At 49.8% G+C, this 5,365-nt stretch carries 2 protein-coding genes and 2 pseudogenes; 1 reads left to right on the top strand and 3 read right to left on the bottom strand.

Going from position 1 to position 5,365, the window contains the following annotated elements:
* Positions 1-97: 97 nt before the first annotated feature.
* Both JCM2765_RS15920 and JCM2765_RS15915 read right to left on the bottom strand, forming a co-directional pair.
* Positions 98-2,687, bottom strand: a pseudogene (locus JCM2765_RS15920) (ABC transporter permease).
* Between the two features lie 11 nt (positions 2,688-2,698).
* Positions 2,699-3,399, bottom strand: a pseudogene (locus JCM2765_RS15915) (ABC transporter ATP-binding protein).
* A 166-nt stretch (positions 3,400-3,565) separates the two neighbouring features.
* On the opposite strand from JCM2765_RS15915, the gene JCM2765_RS15910 reads away from it, so the two are divergent.
* Positions 3,566-4,027, top strand: a complete 462-nt coding sequence (locus tag JCM2765_RS15910) for a MerR family transcriptional regulator (RefSeq protein ID WP_054737525.1) — start codon at positions 3,566-3,568, stop codon at positions 4,025-4,027.
* Between the two features lie 99 nt (positions 4,028-4,126).
* On the opposite strand, the gene JCM2765_RS15905 is transcribed toward JCM2765_RS15910, so the two are convergent.
* Positions 4,127-5,080, bottom strand: a complete 954-nt coding sequence (locus JCM2765_RS15905) for an aldo/keto reductase (protein WP_054737524.1) — start codon at positions 5,078-5,080, stop codon at positions 4,127-4,129.
* Between the last annotated feature and the right edge of the window lie 285 nt (positions 5,081-5,365).

Here is a 5,365-nt window from a genome sequence, read left to right as displayed (position 1 = left end):
AAGTTTCACAAACTCCGCGCACTTACGCTGGACACAATCGACAGCAAAAAGCCTCCACCATGTTACCACGGCAGAGGCTTTCAAAATCACTTAAATTTTATTCATTACTCTTCAACGCTTCAATCATATTCACCCGCTTCAACCGCCGATGAGTCACCAGCATCACGATCACCGTGAAAATAATCATGAGTACGGTGGCGACCACGTAGCCGGTCAAATGCAACGTCAACGGGAAAATCACCTGCGCCGTTGCAGCCTGTCGCATGATATACGCCGTCAGTAAATTCCCCACGCCGTAACCAACCACAATGCCCATCAACGTTAACACAATGTTTTCCCGAACGATGTACATCGTCACTTCACCATCATAAAAGCCAAGCACCTTAATCGTCGACAACTCGCGAATCCGTTCCGACACGTTGATATTGGTCAGGTTGTAGAGTACCACGAAGGACAAGATTCCCGATAACAGGATAAAAATCAGGATAATTGGGTTTAACGATTGCGACATTGTGGCAACCGTTTTTTGTTGATCCGCAGTGTAACTTGCGCCCAGCGCATCACCGTTGTTCAGCAACTGGTGTGCTAACCGATTACGCTGTTTGCTGGTTTGGGAACGTAACTGGACTAGCAATGTGTTATACGCAGGTTTTTCTCCCAGCATTTGCCGATAACTGGCCGCACTTAGGTACATGAAGTGACCCATGTAGTTCGCCGTGATTGCGGCAACCTTGGCATGACCTTTATGACCATCCGTTGTCGTCACTTGGACCCGATCGCCCACCTTGGCGTGCAGTAATGTCGCCATTTTTTCAGTCAAGACAACGCCACTTTTAGCAAGCTTAAACGGTTTGCCCGTCTTAGCATTTAGCAACGACACATACCGCCAAAGCTGTTGGCGATTCTCCGGTACATAGAGGTTCACGTCCGCCACCTTCTGGCCGTGCGCGCGAACATCGCCCACGTCCCCGGCCACGGTGATGTGACTGTGATACTGATCATTATGATTTAAAATCATGTCAGCCTTATCCTGATGGCCGGCCTGCTTCAAGCGAACGGTTGCTTGATAGTGCAACACATCATGATACTGCTTGGTGCCGCTCGCACTGATTGAATTTTGAATCCCAAAGCCCGTCAAAATCAGCGCGGTACCACCAGCGATACCGATGATCGTCATCAGCATCCGCGACTTAAACCGGAAGAGGTTACGATAACTCACTTTCCGGTTAAAACTCATCCGTTGCCAGAGCGGTGTGATCCGCTCCAGCAAGATGCGCTTTGCAGATTTCGGTGCTTTCGGTCGCATCAACGCCGCCGGTCCTTCAGCTAACTCTCGCCAAACCACGATTCCGGCAGCGCCAACGGTGGCTAATAGCGCGAAGATCAGCGCTAACCCAATCACACCCCACTGCAAGCCAACGACCCACTTTAACGGAATGTAGCCTGATACAACGCCAGAACTAACCGTGGTAACGTCAAATTCCCAATCAACGCGCCCAAAACCGTCCCAGAAACGCCAGCCAGTAAGGCATAGCCTAAATAATTTCGAGCAATCAACCACTTGCCATACCCCAACGCCTTAAACGTCCCAATTTGGCCCCGGGCTTCTTCCACCATCCGGGTGATCGTCGTAAAGGTGATCAAAGCCGCAATCAAGAAGAAGAACACGGGAAAGACGTTCGCAATGGCAGCGATTCGTTCCGAACTTTCGCCATAGGCTTCAAACCCCGGCAGGTCATCACGATCCTGCCAGGTGTAAGTTGTCTGAGTAGCGGCCAAGAGTTGTTTCTTGGCTGCCGTTAGCTTTGCTTGCTGTGTCGTTAACGTTGTCTGTTGAGCAGCCAACATTGCCGAGTCACCCTGCTTGGCAGCTTGCTTTAGTTGCTGTTTGGCTTGGGTTAATTGCCGTTGTTGGCGTTTAAGTTGCGTTAAGGTCGACCCTTGTAACGCAGCAGTTCGCGCCTTCGCACGGGATTTGAACACCCGCTTTAATGCCGTTACCTTCTGATCGATTCGGTTTTGATACTGATCCGTAAAGGTATTTGACGTCTGCAGGCCCTTAAACCGCACGTTAAGCAACGTTGCGACCTTCAGCTTTAACTGTTGCGCCGGTACGTAGGCAAAATACCGCACCGTCCCGTCACCAACATTGGCCGAGCCCCGACTCTCATTATCAATGTACATTGGTGAGTCCGCAAACCCAACGATCCGATAACTGCGCTGGCCTAACTTGGCGGACTTTGCGAACGTATAGGTGTCGCCTAACCGATAGCCGTAATCCGTCTTAGCCCGCTGATCGAGCACGATTTGATTCGCCGTTCGTGGCAAATACCCGCTGCGCAACGTTAATTGATTCTGCTGTTGGCGTGCCTGATAGCCATAAAGAGCCACGGCGGACGCTTCTTTGCCGCCCACCACGTATTTAAACTTAACCGCTTCAGCTTGGCACCCGCTACTTTTTCAGCAGTGGTGACATCTTTTGACGTAAAGCCGGTCGTTGAAAGTACCTGAACGTCACTCAAGTGGGCATCGTTCACGGTCTTAGTCGCTGACTCGTTTAACGCCGGCCCGGCCGCCTTAACGCCGACAAAAATCAGAACCCCCAGCATAATGATCAAAATAATTGCGATCAGCCGCCCTTTTGACCGGGACGTTTCTCGCCACATATTCTTCGTTAATGGTTTCATCATCGACGCCCCTACCACTCAATGTCTTCGATGGGCGTTGGGTTAGGGTTGTCCTTGACCTCACGAACCTTGGCATCGTTAATGTAGATGACGCGGTCTGCCATTTGGCTAATGCCGCGTTGTGGGTGATGATCAGCACGGTTTTGTTTTCCTGACGGCTGGCCGTTTCGAGTAACTTAAGAACCTGTTTCCCGGTTTGGTAGTCCAGCGCACCGGTTGGTTCATCACATAGAAGCAACTTTGGATTCTTCGCCAAAGCTCTGGCAATCGCTACTCGCTGTTGTTCCCCACCGGATAGTTGAGACGGAAAATTATCTAACCGGTCTTGTAGCCCGACCTGATTCAACACCTCAGTCGCATCCAAGGCATCCGCCACGATTGACGACGCCAACTCCACGTTTTCCTTAGTCGTCAGGTTAGGAATCAAGTTATAAAACTGAAAAACAAAGCCAACGTCTTCGCGCCGATACGTCGTCATTTGGCGGTCGTTAAACTGCGCAATGTCAACGCCATCGATCACCACTTCACCGGAACTTGGTGAGTCCATCCCGCCCAAAATGTTGAGCACGGTCGATTTACCGGCCCCACTTGGTCCTAAGATCACCGTTAACTGTCCCTGTTCTGCTTCAAACGATACATCGTGATTCGCAATAATTTCGGTTTCACCCATTTGGTAACGTTTATATTCGTGTTTTACTTCTATGTAGGCCACTTGCTTACCTCCACTCTCTAATTGACCCGCGCAATCCAGTCTGATACTAGTTTAGCATGTAACCGCCAACATGCGCACCCTAGTTTTATGTGAATAGACCGGTTGCTTGCTTAGAGTTCGCTCTAGGTTTAAGATGAAAGCACGATTTAACTACAGGAGGTTTCCCATGCCCTACTCAATTGGCCAAGTGGCCGAAAAAACTGGTTTAACTAGCTACACCTTGCGTTACTACGACCGTGAAGGCCTCATGCCCTTTGTTCACCGTAGTCCTGCTGGCCGCCGGGAGTTCACCGATGACGACCTTGATTTTATCGATCTGATTACCTGCCTGAAAGCAACGGGGATGCAGCTTGCTGAGATTCGCAAATTTGTGGAACTCGCCATGCAGGGCGACGCCACGTTAGAGACCCGGCTCGCCATCTTCAAGCAACAACAAATCGCCGTCAAAAAACAAATCGCCCAGGCTGAAAAATGCCTCGATAAACTCGACTACAAAGTTCGCTTCTACACCGCCGCTTGTGACGCGGGGACGGAAGCCGCCGTTTCGGGCAACTGTGAGATTCCTGGTGCCCCGATTGTGATCGACGAATCGTTACGGGTAAAAAAGAGCGTCAAGCAAAGTAGCTAACAGCCATAACCGACATCAATCTCAAAAAAATGCAGCAAGTGAATCGACCAATCTGGCCATTCACTTGCTGCATTTTAGTATCTCGTCATTTCATTAACATTAAGGTAACGTGTTCCCCGCTGCCAAGTAAACGTCGTACCATTCCTGCTTCGTCAAGGCAACGTCTGCCCCGGCAATGCTTTCTTGGAGGTGTTGCACGTTCATTGAACCCAAGATCACCTGCATGTTAGCCGGGTGACGGAGGATCCAAGCAGTCGCAATGGCGTTCTTCGTGACACCCTTAGCGTCTGCTAATTCTTGAAGTTTCGCGTTGAGTTCTGGGAACTTCGGGTTGTCGATGAATGGGCCTTCAAACATGCCGTATTGGTATGGTGACCAAGCCTGAATCGTCATCTTGTGCAACCGTGAGTATTCCAAAATCTCACCATCGTGGTTCACACTGCCAGCATCACTCATGTTGGTGTGTAAACCAAAATCGACTGGGCCACTGTGCATGACCCCAAATTGAAGTTGGTTGACCATCAGCCGTTGGCTCACGGCAGACTGTACCAGTTCAACCTGCATTGGGTTAAAGTTTGAGACCCCAAAGTGCCGAACCTTACCAGCTGCTTGCAGTTCATCAAACGCCGCGGCAATTTGGTCGGGTTCCATCAACGCATCTGGCCGGTGAAGTAAGAAGAAGTCCAGATAGTCAATTTGCATCCGCTTCAAAATACCGTCCACGGCTTCGATCAAATGGTCCTTTGAAAAGTCGTAACGTTGCCCGAAAACCGTTTCACCCTCACTCTTGTTAGGATCTAAAATGATCCCGCCCTTTGATTGGATAATCAAATCGTTTCGGTTGATACCTGAACGCTTTAAAGCTTCCCCAAAAGTTTCTTCTGAGCGGCCAACGCCGTAGATGTCAGCAGAATCAATGAAGTTAACCCCGTTACCAACAACGTTTTCCAACACCGTCGTTGCATCAGCGGTGTTCAACCGCACCATCCGCATGATACCTAACGCAACAGCAGATGCACTGAGCGCCGTATCGCCAAGTTGTACTGATTTCATAACTTTCAACCTCCTAATGGTTCTAGTATATGAGTTAGAGTAGGCTCTAAGTCAAGGCCAATACTTTAAGTTTTTTACTTACGCTTGTGTCCAGCGTAAGTGTGCGAAGTTTGTGAAAATTGGCTTCGTTGGCGCGTTAATCATGGATGATATTGTGGGCACAACCGGTCGGTCAGAAAATTTGGGCTGGAACGCCGTGGGCACGATTCTGAGCCGAAAAACACGTCTCAGAATTCGGCCTTTCACTAAGCTGGAAGTTCACCAGCTAAGTGAAATTTCACGGCC

The organism is Secundilactobacillus similis DSM 23365 = JCM 2765, from assembly GCF_001311075.1.
GTDB lineage: Bacteria > Bacillota > Bacilli > Lactobacillales > Lactobacillaceae > Secundilactobacillus > Secundilactobacillus similis.
The sequence above is the reverse complement of the archived record's forward strand: the minus strand, read 5'-3'. Positions and strand labels throughout refer to the sequence as shown.